This is a genomic window from Maribacter sp. 1_MG-2023 (assembly GCF_030547005.1).
GTDB lineage: Bacteria > Bacteroidota > Bacteroidia > Flavobacteriales > Flavobacteriaceae > Maribacter.
Map to the genome: position 1 here is coordinate 112,772 of NZ_JAUOPN010000001.1, position 15,877 is coordinate 128,648.

16 protein-coding genes are annotated in these 15,877 nt (G+C 33.4%); 1 reads left to right on the forward strand and 15 read right to left on the reverse strand.

Features of this window, described 5'->3' with window-relative positions:
- Positions 1-36 precede the first annotated feature (36 nt).
- Genes Q4500_RS00630 through hsdR form a run of 8 tightly spaced genes read right to left on the reverse strand, consistent with a single transcriptional unit; the run spans position 37 to position 10,691 of the window.
- Positions 37-636, reverse strand: a complete 600-nt coding sequence (locus Q4500_RS00630; RefSeq protein ID WP_303597824.1) for a uracil-DNA glycosylase — start codon at positions 634-636, stop codon at positions 37-39.
- Between the two features lie 30 nt (positions 637-666).
- Positions 667-1,296, reverse strand: coding sequence for a hypothetical protein (locus Q4500_RS00635; RefSeq protein WP_303597825.1), 630 nt, complete (start codon positions 1,294-1,296; stop codon positions 667-669).
- On the reverse strand, positions 1,283-1,753 hold the full coding sequence (locus Q4500_RS00640; protein ID WP_303597826.1) for a hypothetical protein: 471 nt from the start codon (positions 1,751-1,753) through the stop codon (positions 1,283-1,285). Before Q4500_RS00640 ends, Q4500_RS00635 begins: the two co-directional genes overlap by 14 nt.
- An 11-nt stretch (positions 1,754-1,764) precedes the next feature.
- Entirely contained in the window at positions 1,765-2,763 is a 999-nt protein-coding gene (locus Q4500_RS00645) for a hypothetical protein (RefSeq protein ID WP_303597827.1), read from the reverse strand.
- Complete coding sequence (locus Q4500_RS00650; protein WP_303597828.1) at positions 2,760-4,700, reverse strand: AAA family ATPase; 1,941 nt, start codon at positions 4,698-4,700, stop codon at positions 2,760-2,762. The genes Q4500_RS00645 and Q4500_RS00650 overlap by 4 nt, the downstream gene beginning before the upstream one ends.
- An 11-nt stretch (positions 4,701-4,711) precedes the next feature.
- On the reverse strand, positions 4,712-5,998 hold the full coding sequence (locus Q4500_RS00655) for a restriction endonuclease subunit S (RefSeq protein WP_303597829.1): 1,287 nt from the start codon (positions 5,996-5,998) through the stop codon (positions 4,712-4,714).
- A complete protein-coding gene (locus Q4500_RS00660; RefSeq protein ID WP_303597830.1) occupies positions 5,998-7,458 on the reverse strand; it encodes an N-6 DNA methylase in 1,461 nt (486 codons plus the stop codon). The genes Q4500_RS00655 and Q4500_RS00660 overlap by 1 nt, the downstream gene beginning before the upstream one ends.
- 20 nt (positions 7,459-7,478) lie before the next feature.
- Complete coding sequence (hsdR, locus tag Q4500_RS00665) at positions 7,479-10,691, reverse strand: type I restriction-modification system endonuclease (RefSeq protein ID WP_303597831.1); 3,213 nt, start codon at positions 10,689-10,691, stop codon at positions 7,479-7,481.
- Positions 10,692-11,078: 387 nt separating this feature from the next.
- Between hsdR and Q4500_RS00670 the strand changes: the two genes are divergently transcribed.
- Positions 11,079-11,456 carry a hypothetical protein gene (locus tag Q4500_RS00670; RefSeq protein ID WP_303597832.1) on the forward strand — a complete coding sequence of 126 codons (378 nt, stop codon included), beginning with the start codon at positions 11,079-11,081 and terminating at the stop codon, positions 11,454-11,456.
- Between the two features lie 314 nt (positions 11,457-11,770).
- Here the strand turns inward: Q4500_RS00670 and Q4500_RS00675 are convergent, their stop codons facing one another.
- The 7 genes from Q4500_RS00675 to mbpA all read right to left on the reverse strand — a co-directional run bounded on the left by Q4500_RS00675 (position 11,771) and on the right by mbpA (position 15,843).
- Positions 11,771-12,739 (reverse strand): hypothetical protein, encoded by a 969-nt coding sequence (locus Q4500_RS00675; RefSeq protein ID WP_303597833.1) that lies wholly within the window; start codon positions 12,737-12,739, stop codon positions 11,771-11,773.
- A 265-nt stretch (positions 12,740-13,004) separates the two neighbouring features.
- Positions 13,005-13,190 (reverse strand): hypothetical protein, encoded by a 186-nt coding sequence (locus tag Q4500_RS00680; RefSeq protein ID WP_303597834.1) that lies wholly within the window; start codon positions 13,188-13,190, stop codon positions 13,005-13,007.
- Between the two features lie 177 nt (positions 13,191-13,367).
- Positions 13,368-13,595: a hypothetical protein gene (locus tag Q4500_RS00685; RefSeq protein ID WP_303597835.1), complete on the reverse strand. Its 228-nt coding sequence runs from the start codon at positions 13,593-13,595 to the stop codon at positions 13,368-13,370.
- Between the two features lie 41 nt (positions 13,596-13,636).
- Positions 13,637-14,221, reverse strand: a complete 585-nt coding sequence (locus tag Q4500_RS00690; protein WP_303597836.1) for a ParA family protein — start codon at positions 14,219-14,221, stop codon at positions 13,637-13,639.
- A gap of 4 nt (positions 14,222-14,225) precedes the next feature.
- A complete protein-coding gene (locus Q4500_RS00695) occupies positions 14,226-14,675 on the reverse strand; it encodes a DUF6730 family protein (protein ID WP_303597837.1) in 450 nt (149 codons plus the stop codon).
- A 2-nt stretch (positions 14,676-14,677) separates the two neighbouring features.
- Positions 14,678-15,541 (reverse strand): relaxase/mobilization nuclease domain-containing protein, encoded by an 864-nt coding sequence (locus Q4500_RS00700; protein WP_303597838.1) that lies wholly within the window; start codon positions 15,539-15,541, stop codon positions 14,678-14,680.
- Complete coding sequence (mbpA, locus tag Q4500_RS00705; protein ID WP_303597839.1) at positions 15,538-15,843, reverse strand: mobilization protein MbpA; 306 nt, start codon at positions 15,841-15,843, stop codon at positions 15,538-15,540. The genes Q4500_RS00700 and mbpA overlap by 4 nt, the downstream gene beginning before the upstream one ends.
- Positions 15,844-15,877 lie beyond the last annotated feature (34 nt).

The window sequence follows — 15,877 nt, forward strand, 5'->3', positions numbered from 1 at the left end:
AGCAAATTAGATTAGATAGTTAAATATTCAGTATTCTTATCTCTTCGCGATAAAAGAATCGATTGCCCCCCTAAGATTGTACGAGAATTTTGATGATGAGGGATGTGGAAGAACGAGTAGTGGATAGTCTTTTTCAAACTTGAAATATGCGAAGGTATTAGACGCTGGGTTACGTTTGCCTGATATATCCTCCTTTCGAATATTACACCACAATCTATCACCCCAAAGAAAAATTAAGTCTGGGTCAACAGTTTTTACAGCTTTTTTAAAATCAGGATAGCTCAAATCAAAATCCTGATGTGAAGGTGATTGGCGCGGTTTTTTCATTGGGACTTGTACAAAATTATAGAATGACACACTTTCCCAAAATTTGATTGAATCTTTATTTGATTGTTTAGTGCCGTTTAGCACATTGGAAAATTTTGTAAAAGTATTCATCCATCTGCCATAATATCCTGAACCTCTTTTATAATTTAAATACTCCTGAAGCACTTGCGCCGTTTTGGAAATACATTTCAATTGAGAAGGTTCATTAAAGCAACATGCTGGCTTCTTACAATAATGACTTTCACCTAAAACAAGTAATTTTATAGGTGAATTTGAGTAGGTTTCACCTATATAAGGATGGAATTTCATAAAATTTTGGAGTATTTAATAATTATGATTTTAGCATTTAGAAGAACAGTTCTGTAGATGACGATGTTTAAAATCTAATACAATTTGTGGTTTTCCATGTAGTTGATTTGGGTCATATGGTGTTTTTTCTAACCAGTCAACAAAATCAAGTTTATAAAGTTCATTTGCATCGGATTTATGTGCCTGACCTTGTTTAATAATAGGCCATAATCTTTTGGGTAAATCTATCGCATTATCTCCGAAATAATAAAAGTGATTAGATAGTAATACATTTTTACCGTTAAGATCCCTTTCTCTATTAAGACAATTATGAACGCTATCTCTTAATTTTGGTTCACTTTGCGAGTAATCATAAATTGAATCGCCCACATTTAATCGATAATCGTTGTTATTAATGTCTGGAACTTTTTTAGGTAAATACTTTAAACAATAATCATCATATTCTTTCATGGTCATTTTATTGGTAACCTTCATAGCATAGACCAATTTATTTCGATAGCTCTTTCCTCTAACATTTACAGAACCAACACCAGCAATCCAATCACCAATTTTTGCTACGCTTCTTATTTTAGGTTTACAAATAGCAAGAGTACAAGTACCCCAATAGGGATTGGGGGCTGCTCCGTCGTCTACTGGAAGACAATAACTAAAGAGTCTCATTGGTTAAGTTGGCTTGTGGCAATTGTTCCGATTTTTTTAATTTATTATTCAAGATTCCTAAATTTACAGCGGTAACTGTGGTAGATATATTTCGATAAAACTTCCTGTTACCTTCTTTCAAAAATTGGTTGATATACTTCCCTGGTCCGTTATAAATAACCTCCAACGTACCATTTGGCTCTATATGAACAGCTATATAGTGTTCTAAATCTATATTATAAGGGTAACTGAAGTAATAACCCATGCTTGCTTTTATTTGAACTTCTATTTTACTCTGTCTATGAATACCATCATATACAGGTGCATTTTTACCATAAAGTTCAATGTCAAACATTTCGCTAACCAAAGCTTCACCTATGTCACCTACCAATCTACCGTCTAAAGAAAAATCTAGCTTTCCTTCAAATTGCTTCTTTAATGAAGCGGTAATGTCTAATAATTGTTGGATTTCTTTCATTTAAAATAAAGTTAAACCCTTTTTGAAGTTCTTATGAGTTCATCAACTATATCTTTCTTGAACTTACTGAAGGGTCTTTTATGATAGTTGGATTCATCTATTTCGATACCGAAAATAAGGCGGTATTTATCTGATTTGGAAACTTCCAAATTCTCAAAAGTCTTATTTAAAAGAGTATCTAGATAGTTATCGGAATATTTATAACGTAAGTCAATTAAATCTTGAAGTTCTTTCTTTGAGTGTCCCTTATATAATAATTTTGTTTCTAAAATATCAATAGTGTTTTGGGCTTTTAAACCAGAAGGGTCATATTTTTTACATATTACTTCATATTCAGAAGGAGATTTCGCGAGGTAACTAAATCGAAACGATTTTGAAATTCCAGTATCAATATAAGGATGTAAATGGTCTTCTAAGTTTAAGGTTGCCGTAGATTTTATAGAGCTGTTACATATGCTGCATGAAGGAATTAAATTATAAAATGACAGTGCAAGCAAAGGATGTTTGCTCTTTGTAAACCAATGATCAAACTGAGGTACCATTCCCTTTTCACCATTAGTTTTCCTCATGACCAAAATATATTGTCTGTTACAGTAAGTGCAGGTATGAATGTCTAACCATTGGGCTAATTGATAATTGAGATTTTTATAGAAGTAGTTTTCATACCCGGCTTTGACAAAAAGCTTTTTACACTCTTCTTTAAAATCATTTTCATCATATCCTCTTCCTGTGAACATTCTCTTAATTACCTCTTCAATCAGAAGCAGTTCGTCAGGTTTTGAGGCTATAATATATTCTATATTACGCTGGGTAAAGCAGCCGACAAAATCGGGATTTAGATCCGATTTAATCTTTAATGGTTTCGAACATGTTTTACACAATTCATTACCACAATTATGACCGTGAGGATTAGCGACAGAATGTTTTCCCCAAAGTTTAATTTTTAACCAGCATGTAATTTCATTACTGTAATTTTGTAGCGCTTCTTTTTGCTCTCCTAGGTAAATCATTGCTCGCCAAAATTTATATCAAGACCATATCGTTGTGCCATTTCCATTAAATGCTGTTTTTTACTTTCTTTATCCGTTTCATCCCTGAAGACTTCATAGTACATGTCTTCCAACTTAGTACTCAGAATGGGTTCATCTACAATCCTGATTAAATCTTTATGATATTCTTTCTCATCTAAATTTCGATTTTCATTCCTTAGCCAATTGATTGTTTCTTGAATTTTATCTTTTGCAAAATCTCCCATTAGAGAATCTTGTAAAAAGAAAGAATCCGCTAATAAATCAGTGAGATTGGCTCCAAAGGAGTGCCTCGGTTTATGAAGGTCTGAATCAGATATTATGTAACTAGAAGAATTATCTTGAGACTTATTCACATAAACTATATTGTTCGAAGGTAAGTCACTCAGTGACAATGGATCATGTGTGGTAAAAATGATTTGTACTTTCGCATCTATTTTTTTGAATAGTTTTGTAGAAAACTCAATTAACGTTTTCACAAAATATCTTTTCCAAATAGGATGAAAACCCAAATCCGCCTCATCCAACAATAAAAGATAGTGCTTGTACTTTCTTTCTGTTGGCATTTCTGAAATTACATTGGTATCAAAATACTCATGGATTCTACTGAACAGGTTCAACATGGCAGTTTCTCCTGAACTTAAATTTCTGGATGACGGTTCCAAATTGATATAGTTTGGAATTTCGTTTACCGTCCTATATTCAATGTTATCATTTGAATCACTTACCGCATAATATTTACTTAAACTGCTAATTAATTTGCGTTCTAACTCATACAATTCGTCTACTTTTTCGGTCTCCAGAAATATTGACTTTAAACTCCAATCAAAGTAAATCGACCCTCTTTGATTACTATCAAATTCAATATTATCAATATAATTAAAAAGAAAATCCAATAAACTTAAAATTTCCTTATCCGGTAAATTCTTTTGTCCTCCTTTGGAGTAATAATAGTCTTCAAACCAAATTTTATATAATTTAAATGGATTGTTGGCTTCTATAAGTTTTTCATCATACACATCAATTTTATCAAAATGCCCCTCTTTAAGATACGAGTTTTCCATTTCCATTAACTTTATGAGAAGACAGAAAATATCCATCAAAATGTAATTCTTCATTAAATTTTTCTGAAGGATGAATTGATCTTTATCGGTATCCCTTTTGGAATTTCTAATTTGATAGGACTCTGTTTTTATTTTTTTATATAAACCTTTTAAAAATGGTCGAAAATCATTGGGCGTATTATCAAAAAAAACTTCGTATTCGTCAGCATCGATTCTATATCTGGTAAATGTGATACGGTGCAAATTATCATCGGGAAAATCAAATATTTCCTTAATTGGCTTAGCTAATTCCGAAACTTTTAAATTCCTTATCCTTCGGTAATTCGCTCGCTTGATTACCTCTTTCGGTAATACGAATCCAGATGGCGGCGATAAATAGGATAAAGATTCTAAATCCTTACTTAAAATATTATCAAAACTTAAATCAACTCCGCTTAAAGCTGGTTTAAAATCAAGAAAAGGACTATAATAAATCGTATTGATATCAACTTCGATATTTTTGAAGGAAAAAGGGATAGCAAGCTTTTTATTTATTCTCATAAAGTTATGAAAGATGGCTGTTTCTCCATCTTCAAAAATTATAACTTGATTACCACTGTTTCTATCAATAGCTTCAACTATTTCATACATCAAAGAAGTTTTTCCTGCACCATTAGACCCAACTATAGCTGAAACATTAAGTAATGTTTTTGATTCATCAAAAAAACTTTCTAAATATTTAGGGTTTCGCTCTCGGGTTATATTTATAGTCTTTGGATCTTCTTCTAATTTGTATATATATTTTCCACCAAAATTTAATGTAAAAGGTGTTTCAAATAAATGATAGTCAAATATGTAAATAGCGGCTAGAGTCATGTTAATTGAATTCAGATTTTTTCTTTTCGCAACTCCTCTATCTCCCTCAACAAATCTTTGGCATCACCATCTGTAGGTAATTGCTCTACTAGCTCCCCTTTAAAAGCTTTATGTAAAATGGCTTGGGGTAGCGAATCAATTTTATTTTTTAAAATTTTATATTTTTTGTTTATCTCATTTGCAGTTGCCAAAAGAAAATCAACACGTTGTACAATTTCTAATTGTTCCGCTTTTTGGGGAAGATTTATTTGTAAATTTTGAGTTTGTGTTTTTGTTAAAGCTTGCCTTGTGACACCGTAATTTTCATTAAATATGTAGTTTTGAATTTGTGAAGAGGATAAGTACATATTTACATATTTTGGTGAAATACCTTCATTCAATCTAATTATATTTACATGTTGATTAACTCTTCCTCCAACAATATAATCCTCTGCTATACAAACTCTACCGATTGAAGCCCCAGTGATATTTAATAAAATATCATTTTTATGTATTTCAACATTTTTAAGCTTTTCAGCTTGTTTTTTATCTAGAAAAGCTAGTCCATCCGATTTAATTCCATTAAAATGAATATTCATAGAACGAACTAGGGGAATACCTGTCTTCTTATAATTTTTAGAACCACCTTTTGGAGTCGAACCACTACCTATTTTATTGGTGATATCTTTTAGAAATACCAAATTCCATTTTTCCAACTCCTTCCCCTCACGCCACTCCTCCGTCAACTTACCGGTAACCGCTTGGGTGAGCACCTGCTGTCGAAAATCTTTTAAGAGTTGGGGTATCCGCTCCAAACTTTTTTGCATGGTTGACACCTGAGCCATTAAAATATCTACTTTAGCAACAATACGGTCCTGTTCGGGGCGGGGTGGTAAAGGAACTTGAACTTCTTTAAGAATTTTAAAATGCCTACTATAGCCTAAATCTGGTATTTTTAATGATTTTAAGTAATAATAATAGAATTTCTCATTAAGAATTGACGAAGGCTTTAAAATTTTCGTACCATCTGCACCAACTGCAAAAGTGAAATCTATGTATTTAATATGTCTAGTGTGATCCCCAAAAATAATTACTGGAGTATCTCCTTTATAAATGGACTTTTCATCATCAATATATCCAGCAATTAAGGTGTCACCTTGATCAACTACTGGATATTTCCCTTGCAATGCCAATCCCTTAGTTTTGTGTTTAACGTACTTGGGTGCTTTTTTCAAGGCTTCCTCAAACCCAATTTTAATCCAGTTATGATATAAAGTTGGTTGTACTTTAATAAAATCAATATCGCCTCTACTTGCCATTAACCTAGTTCTTTTATCATCGCCTGCAACTGCTGGGTAATGGTTTCCAATTCTGTCAAAGCCTCTTTGGCTATATCAATAGGTTCTCCTAAATCCTCGCCATTACTAACACTATCATCAGCAATTAAACCTAAATCCAAGGAGTCGTTTTTCTTGGTTATGGTTTCTCGATCTATATATTGCCAACGTTCATTTTTTATCTTTTTTCTAGCGGTTTCATCAATAACGCTATCAAAATCGTTCGCTAACTTCTCAGGTTCCACACCACCGGTATAGGCTTCTATAAATTCATTAAATGCCGCTCTAGTAAATGGGGTGCGTTTACCATAATTAGGTACGTTGGTTCGCATATCAAAATACCAGACACCTTTTGTATTTTCAGTTTCGGTAGTGCCCCTGGTAAAGAAAAGTACATTGGTTTTTACTCCTGCAGCATAGAAAATACCTGTTGGTAAGCGTAAGATGGTATGCAGATTGCATTTATCCATTAAATCACGCCTAATCTTTTGCCCATCACCATCCTCAAACAAGACATTATCGGGCAATACTACAGCTGCACGTGCTTTACCATCTTTTTTTAAACTTCTATAAATATGCTGTAAAAAGTTAAGCTGCTTGTTACTGGTTGGGTAGGTAAAATCATCACGGGTTGGGCGCTCACCTCCCTTTTTAGTCCCAAACGGTGGGTTAGCCAATACGCCATCATAGCCTTTAAGTTCTTTTCCCATTTCCGTTAGGGTATCACCTAAAATAATTTGGCTTTCCATACCGTGCAATCTCGCATTCATTAAAGCCAAACGGTGGGCATCACCCACCAGCTCAACACCACTAAATGCTTTTTCTACTTGAAACTTTCGGTCTTTTTCGTCCAGTTCAAAATAGTTATCATGTTTGGTGCGTAAGTATTCATCCGCAGAAATCATAAATCCAAAAGTTCCTGCTGCAGGGTCGTTCCAACGTTCTCCCAATTTGGGTGCCATCAATTCCACCATCACATTAATCAATGGTCTTGGTGTAAAATACTGCCCAGCACCACTTTTCTTTTCACCTGCATTTTTTTCCAATAGGCTTTCATAAATATCGCCCATGACATCACGGTCGGTTTCCTCATACCAATCCAAGTCATCTATGGCTTGCACCAACGTATTAAAGTTTACCGGTTTTCTAAGACTTGTAGAGGCATTAGCATAAATCTCCTTAATACCTGCACTGGTAGTCTCATTACTCACTTCTGCCAAGAAACTACGGTAACGCTGAAAAGATTCTGCATTATCGGTCTCCTCCACAAAAGAACGCCAACGGTATTGCTCAGGAATATGTTCTTCAAAACCCTTTACTTCACTCAGCTTCAAGAATAGAATGTACGTAAGCTCATTTAAATATTGGTGATAGGTAACCCCATCATCCCGTAATACGTTACAAAGGTTCCAAAGCTTATTGGCTATTTCATCTGCACTCATGTAATTGTTGTATTTTATGATTAGGCAACGTAAAGATTAGCATTAATGGTCTCTAACACATCATCTAATTGTTGCTCAAATTGTTTGTTAATGCGGTTATAACCGCCTTCGCCCTTAAATGGCTCTTTGTCCAAATCTTCTTTGCTAAGAACTGTTTCTGCCAATAGCTGCTTTTGAAAACGGTCTAGCCATTTTTGCTGAATCTTGTTCCAGGGTTTCATACCTTTTACTTTTTCAAAAGCTCTATGAACACGTTCTTCATGCCCTACCAAATCTACATCTAAGGTAAGTGTACGAATATAGGCAATAATGTCTGCAGCAATATCTTCGTTTTTAGCATCGTGCCAAGCGGCATTCAAGGTTTTTGCATTGAACCCTTCTTGGTCTAACAGAAGGCGGAGCTCTTTAAGTGACTTTCTATCAAGGGTACTAGGTTTAGACACAATCACTTTTAAAGCGGCTATTTTATTCTGATTCTCTAATAAGAATTTTTTAAAATTTTCTATGTAGTCTTCTGGCTTTTTGGCTTTCCCATAATCGCGTTCTGTACCTAAGTATTCATCTTTATGGTCTGATAATAATTGATGCTTTGGTTTGTAGACTTTAGTGTCAAGATAATTCCACAGCCCTTTAAATTCTTTAATAATCGCTTTTACTTCTTGTGCACTAGCTTCTTTAATTGCTTGTATGACTTCTTTAGGTTCTTTACCGCCAGCCATATAAATAAACTCTTCTAAGCTATTTTCTTCAATCTTACGGCGTTTGCGTTGTAATTTTGCAATAAGCTGTTCTCCTTGAGATTTGGCGCGCTCATCGGACTCGATAGCATCTAATTCATTCACCAATTGCGTAAATGTTGTAGATGGATTAGAAACCGGTTTCATTTGCGTGTAATCCTGTAAGGCTTCATGCACTCTTACAGCATCGAATATTTTGAAATCTTCTTTACCTATTTCTTCACATAGACGGGTAGCACGACCTATCATCTGTTCATACAAAATTCTAGAACCTACCCGGCGCATAAATACCAAGTTGCAAATTTTAGGAACATCTATGCCCGTGGTCAATAAGTCTACCGTTACCGCAATGTTCGGAAATTTCTCGTTCTTAAATTCCTTGGTCAGTTGCTCAGGGTCATACGCTGCCCCTGTTATTTTCCTGATAGCATTTTGGGGCACTTCAAGTCCTATTTTTTCGAACTCTTCATAAAGCATCTCCACGATCATATCTGCATGTGAATCACGAACGGAAAAAATCAAGGTTTTTTCATCGCTATCCGGATCTAGATGTTGCACCAGTTCTTTTAAAACGACCCTATTAAAATCAGGAGTGATGACCAGCTTGTTGAACTGCTCAATTTCTACCAATAGGTCATCTTCCAATTCTGCAAGTTCTTCAATACTATTCGTCTCTGGATTAAATACTTTAGGGCGTTCACCCTTTTTCCAAAGTATGCCTTCTTCGCTCAATCGTGTTTTTATACGATACGGAGGTTCATGGTCCGACAAATACCCATCAATTACAGCCTGGCGATACGAATACGAATAAACCGGTTTGCCAAAAATTTCAGTGGTATGTAATGCAGGTGTTGCAGTTAAACCTATTATATAGGCATTGAAATATTCTATAACTTTCTTGTACTGGCTAACATAATCATCTTGATTTTTGAACTCCAAATCTTCTTCATCGAGCTCTTTATCTAGATTGTAACCACGGTGGGCTTCATCAATGATAATGCAATCATAAGTGTCAATAGGCAGCTCGTTATCACCATAAAATAGCCGTTTTACCATACTTTGTACTGTAGCAAAGTGCAAACGTGTTTCCGAATCAGGAATCAGCGTTTTCACGTATTCCATTTTATAGACATCTGCAAAGGTGTTAATGCGTTCTATCTTAACATCTTGATAGCTTCCAAAAGCCTGTTGTGCTAAAAGTTTTCTATCCGTTAAAAATAATATTCGCTTAAAACGATTGGCTTTAATCAATCGGTAAGAAAGTCCAATAACGGTTCTGGTTTTTCCGGTACCCGTTGCCATGACCAAAAGAGAACGATTTTCATCAAAGTTTGTTCGAATGTTCTTTTCAACACTTTGTATCGCATCTATTTGATAATCTCGAAGGCTTAAACCGTTTTTATCTTGTAAATAATCGTAATCGCTTTGTTCTAACTTTTGATTCTCTGCTTCTATATCACGTTCGTAAAGTTCAACCAAGCCAGTAGGTGAAAACCAACCTCGTATTGGATAAGCTCTATTTCTTTCTTTACGTATATCTAAAAACCAAATACCGCTTTTTGTTTTTATTTGCTCTAGAAATTCACGCCCATTTGTTGAAAATAAAAAAGGTGCTTTATAATCTTGCCATTCTCCTAAGATTTCAAAATTGTCATCTACAGAAATACGTTTTGCATAAATATCGGACTGTCTTAAGTCAGTTGAAATATCACTGGCGTATTTCTTAGCTTCTACAATACCGTATAGTTTTGTTCCCACAAATAAAGCATAGTCCGCCCATTTGCCATCACAAGGCCATTCGGCAATTGCGATATTTCTACCTTTTTGAGGAAGGGTTTTATTTTTCTTATAATTAAGTTCAAGGGTGTCACATTCCCAACCAGCTTCAATTAACTTTGGGTCTATAAGCGTTAGTCTTGTATCTTCCTCGCTTAAGTCAAGATTCTTGGCTCGGGCATCACTTCGTTGTTTACGAGCCGTAACTTCTTCTTTATTTTTATTAAGCTCAGCTATTTTATTTTTATAATCGGTAAACTCTTTAGAAAGCTTTTCTAATTTCTCACTGAGTTCATCAGATGCGGTATCTTCCTTCTCAGGTAGGGTATAAGTATTTATTTCTATATAATCTTGCTCATAGGTTTCATAAAACCATTTTGCTAATTGAAAGCACTTTTTTAGAATGAAATGAGCTTGCGGAAAAGTGCCGGTACCATCGTGGCTGGCTTGATTTCCAGATTTACGTACCGTATGTAGAATGCTTGTAATAATATCTGGTGCAATATTTAGCGAAGACAACCTATAAATACGGTCATTCTGAGTCCCCATAAAGTCGCCTAATTCTTCAAATTCCCAAACTAGTTGACTAAGTTTCTCAGAAAACAACCTAGACTTAGAAAGAGATGAACTAGGGTCTATATAAATTAATTTTTCTGAAAGTTCGCTTATGGCGAAAAGGCTAGGATATTGCTGTTCTAAAAAACTGAAATTCGTATTCATTGAGATGGTCTACCGTAATATTACTAAAACTCCATTATGGTACTTATTAGGGGAACTTCGTTTTTGTGAGAATAAATATACAATTCTAGAATTATACAATTATATAAATTCATGCCTTTTGTTTAACTAGTTCGAATTGGCTTTTCGATTTGATTAAATATTGACCCTTTTTATATTGATACATAATAGGTGAAATTTTCAGATTGCTCACAAGTTATATATTTATATAAATCTATAATTACGGGAAACCGTAAAGGAGATTAAAAATTTCGTTATTTTTTTATCAGTAAATATCAATAAACTTTAGAGTATTTTTAAAATAGCGTATAAGATATTAATGTTGAGTAACCAACGAGTGAAAATATGATGTCCTAAAACTTATTATTTATGGAAATTAAGGTAGTTAAAGAATATGTGGCGACAATATATGAGATTGATGAATTAGAAATACATTCAATTCTAGAAGATTATCAATCACCATATGTTATATTATTGAAGGGAGGGCGCAATGTATTGGTGCCATTCGAATATTTGACCAAAGTAAGTTTTGTTACTAAGAATGGAAAGCGAAAATATTTTGATATGAGTCTTAATAATGCAGAATTATTTGACACTTTTGAAGAAGCTAACAAAGTGGCAAGAAAATTTAAGAATATTGATGAAACAGGAAATGAACGTTTTTATATTGTTGGATATAAGGAAGCTCAAATTGTACAAATGATAATAGATGAACGATTTGATGGTTATAATTTAATTAGGGATTAATAATTAAACTAGATTAAAATTACCATGGCAAGGATTGTTTGAAGTTTATTTATATAAATCCATAATTATGGAAGAATCTCGTCTTAAGTCAGAATCAAAACCCAAATCTTACCAAAACTAATACTATGAAGTGCGAGGGTTTTTATTTCAATAATTATTAATTTAGGACAGGTGAAATTTAAACTTTTTGTGTCTATGGAAAATTCAACTATGATCAAGAAAGTAGAAAATAAATTAAATCTAGTTATATCGGGAGTAATTTTATTTGGAACAATAGCTTCTGTAATGTTAACAGTTGTTCTATTTAAATAGGCTTAATAATCTCGGTTCTCAGGATTATCCAAAAACCTGTTGAGGATATTTGCTATATGCTCCGGTTCTTTATGTATAGGTTTATTTTTAGCAACAATTATATCAGATGTTGGAGTTAATGTAAGCCAGGCATCATCATGATCCCTATCCCAGACTCCGTATAGGCATTTTGTGCCTTTTTCTAAATAGACATCTTCTTTAATTAAAAGTGTCCCGCTAAAACGTGGTGTGTGGATATTTCGGTAAGTTTTATTTTTTTCTAATAAGAAGCTTAATCTAGACCAGGTATTCGCATTTGTAGGTTTGGATGCTAATGATTCCTGTTTAATTTCACAAAGTAATAAATCTTTAAGTTCTTCAGGATAGGAAATCACAACATATTCATTTGCAAAATTTTCTTCTATATGTATAAGTTCTAGTAATTTGAGTTTATAAAAATTTAGATAATTTTCGTTGTAATAAGATAAAGATATTCTATTTGGGCAGGTATTGATAAAATGAATCATAAACCTTGCTTCATCTTCATGTATTCTTGTTTCTTTATATCTTTCAATTGCGGAATTGAATGCTGTTTGCTGTTGGTATTTTATTTCTGCTAACTCATGTTCTTTTCTACGAATTTCGATTAATCTTTTGTTTTCCTCATCTTGTTTTAATCTTTGTTTATCAATGCATTCTTCACATAATGGTAAATTTCTAAGAGTACTTAGAAAATGTGTTTGTGAAGTAACTTCTTGTTTTAAGATTTCATTACAAGCGCCGCAATTGCATTCTAGACATACATCAGAATATTCTTTAATAGTTAGAAATAAATCGTGAAGACTAATATTGTAATTATTAGATAACTGCTTTGGTTTATTTTCAAACTCTCCTTTTTTATAGCTCCAATATGAATTAACTAGATATAGGGTTTCTTTATCTGGGTTGTTCTTGATGATTACTGAGTAATTAATTTCTTGTGTATTGTCCATAAAAAAGCGTGGAACTGAACCCGTTAGCACTGAAGGTATCGCCAGACACCCGAACACCACACAAGAACAGCCCACGCCAGAGCGTGGGCATTTGTCTTGATTGTAGTGTTCATTAAAACTGGCGATTTTATCAGTACTAAATCAAAAGCAAAATGCTTTTATATCTTAAAATTCTTTGTTGTTCCTTATATTTTTTGATTTATTATTGTTCAAATTTAGTTAAAATCACAGGACTTCAAATTTAGAAGTACATGACTTTTATTCATTAATATTCGAAGCTAATTATAAAATCCTCATCTTTATTTCGATTTGGATTTTTTAAAATATGAATAGGACTACCAGAGGTCTTGATCTGATTCCATATTACTTCTTCCCAGTTATTTGTAGTCGTGTGACCAACGTATGGCCAGGAGGTAGTAAAACGAACGTAATCTTCCGTTATATCGAACATGGCAATATTGCCACAATCGCACTTGGGGAAGGGACTTACATGATTTCCTTTTTTATAATAGATTTTACATATTTTACAACCACACTCTTCCTCAGTTGCTTTAAAGGTCTTAATATTTATAAGTTTATTCGATGTAATTGATAATTCTTGATTACTGAATAGATTAGCTTTTAATCCTTATTGGCTAAGATAACTAAGAATACTTTCATTGATAATTGACTTCACACTTCTATCTTCCTCCAAAGCTTTTGATTTCAATTTTCTCAATAGAACTTTATCTATATAAAATGAAAATTGCTTTTCATTTTTGTCAATAGATGTTTCTGGTACCACCTTTTGAATCGATTTGTCCAGTTTTGAAGCTCTTGCTTGGGCTATTAAATTGTTGAATTCTGTTTTTGACATAATGTAGATTTATATATTTGATTATTTATATAAATATGTATTTATATAAGAGCTGTTAAGACTTCTTTTGTTAAACTATCAATTTGCCTTTGCGCATTTCTATCGGCTGTAACACCTTTAAGCAAAGGAGACCTAGTGAATGCTACCAAATCGCTTATCATGGTTTTAGCAACTTTAATTTTATGTGAATCGAGGTTTTTTAGGATGTCCTCAGTTATGGTTGTATTAGCTTTCACCATGTTCAAGATAATCATGGTATTCTCTTCTTTCAGTTCATCTTTAATCAAACCAATAGTGTTGTCAATAGCTAACAAATCTAGAATTCCGGCTTTTGTCGGTACTAATATTAAATCTGCAATTTTGATAAGCTCTTTCAGCTTTGACGATAGGTAAGGAGGTGTGTCAATAAAAATAAAATCCAAATGGTCATTGGTCGTTAAGATATTTTCATCTGTTGTAATTTGGAACGAATCAACAATTTTTGAAAGCTGTGATAGACTGCCTTGAGCATCTATGTCAAGTATGGCAACCTTTGAATGTTCACTAAGATTCTGTGCAAGGTTGAAAGTTAAAGTACTTTTTCCTACTCCGCCTTTTTGGTGCGTAATCAATATGATTTTTGCCATAATTTTATTTTAAGTTGGTTTCCCATTTTTGATACATTTCTGCAGCTTCCGGATTATCCTCTATAAACTTGTTGAAGTGATTAATCACTTCTTTTTGACCTTTTTTATAATAAGCCTGATTACTTTCTTCAACTTGCTTTATTTGAAAGATTGAGATACCGATGAAGAGAAAACAACTTAGAATTATTGAGCCAGATAGAATAAGTAGCCAATTAGGATAGTAGTTCGATTTTGTAAGTTTCTTGGTGATTTTACTTAATTCTTTATTTTGATTTTTTAGAATTAGCTCTTGTTCTACTAGTGGAGCGCTTATCGCGGATTGTAGTAAAGTAATATCCGGTCGTATTTTAATCAGTTTTAATTGGGCGGATAATTCTTCCATTCTTTTTAACTGTTCCTTAAAGTCGCTTAATTCCTCTACTAATAGATCTGCTAAATCATCAATTTTTGCCATAGTTATATTCCTATTTCAATACCCTTGGTTATAGTTTGTTTTATTGCCTTTTTTGCTAAGCCGGTTATCATATTTGTACTTAATTCTAGGGTTTTTCCAGCAATGTTCACAGCCTGAGCTGAATGTTTAAGTATTTCTCCATTACTATTAGCTGCAATTTCATTTGCAATCTTACCACCACTCATAGAGCGTTGTACCTCACTACCTTTCATGTTTATGCCCTTATACTCGAACCTAAATCCTTGAAGTGTACCTCCTTTGTTGATACTCGGAATTACTTTTACATTATTGGCAGCCATTTTTTTGATATAATCGTCAAAAGTTTTAGGTCGTTCCTTCTTTAGAACTTGTATATGAATAGAGCGTATTTCGCTTCTTGTCTTCTGTAATGGTTTAAGTTTTTCGACTTGCACTTCTTGAACGGTTTTTAAATTCATTTCCATTGCTACTTGTCTTGCTGCTTCATTACTACGTTTACCAATAAAACTATCATTGTAGGCTTTACCTTTGAAGTCTATTCTGTTGACATATAAGTGAATATGTGTATGTTCTTTATCCCTGTGAACAAAAGCTATTGCTTGACGGTTTGTTAATTTCATTTGTTTCAAGAATGTCTTTGAAATATCTCCTAATCCCTTTTTGGATAATTTTTTACCATCCTCAATGGTTGGGCTTAAGACAAAACTCAAGGTATTTCTATTGCAGTTCTCGTTCATACTCTGTATGATTTCAAATTCTTTGGTAATTTCCTGTGGAGTTTCTCCTGCTAAATATTCTTTTATTACCACAGATGCATCTTTTTCCTGATTCCAGCCGTATGCCATTGACGCATTTGTATGTGATATGGACTTACCTTTTCCAATCATTTTTTGAATTTGTTTAGATGTTCTTTAAGCTCTTTGGATAGGGCGTATACTTCATGGCTTAATTGAGGGTTTCTTTTTCGAAACATATTACCTATCAAAGTGAAATTTCTGCTAAAGGTTGAAATGGTTTTGTATGCTTCGATTTCCTCTTCGGTCAATCTTGCGGTTATCTCTTTATTGAATGCAGCCCTAAAACAAAATTCACTCAAGGATAGACCCGATTTTTTGGCTTTAATTTTCAAAAGTTTTTTCTCGTAAATAGTACATCTGAATTTGGTTATTACTCTCGCTTTTTTTCTCATTTGTTTCTATTTTATTTTGCGACCATCGGGAGAA